1 protein-coding gene is annotated in these 217 nt (G+C 41.9%); it reads right to left on the reverse strand.

The window, feature by feature from the left end:
• A partial coding sequence (locus PA598K_RS37555; protein ID WP_221414216.1) for a hypothetical protein occupies window positions 1-217 on the reverse strand: 217 nt, incomplete at both ends.

A 217-nucleotide genomic window follows, 5' to 3' on the forward strand; every position in this document is an offset into this window, starting at 1 on the left:
ACTTTCGACGTATCCAACATGAGACGTATGGATATGATCTCGTTTCGCAAACGCTCTCTTAACTCCGCCATTCGTGCCTGAGCGCGCATAGTATCAAGCGACACTACAAAAGGCGTTGTTAAGCTTTGCTTTAGTCTTTCGATAGCACGAATGGTTTGTAATTCAGGGATTTTGAATACCGCCTGTATTGTAATAACCTTGAATTTCTTTTGTAGCT

This window comes from Paenibacillus sp. 598K (genome assembly GCF_003851045.1).
Taxonomy (GTDB): Bacteria; Bacillota; Bacilli; order Paenibacillales; family Paenibacillaceae; genus Paenibacillus_D.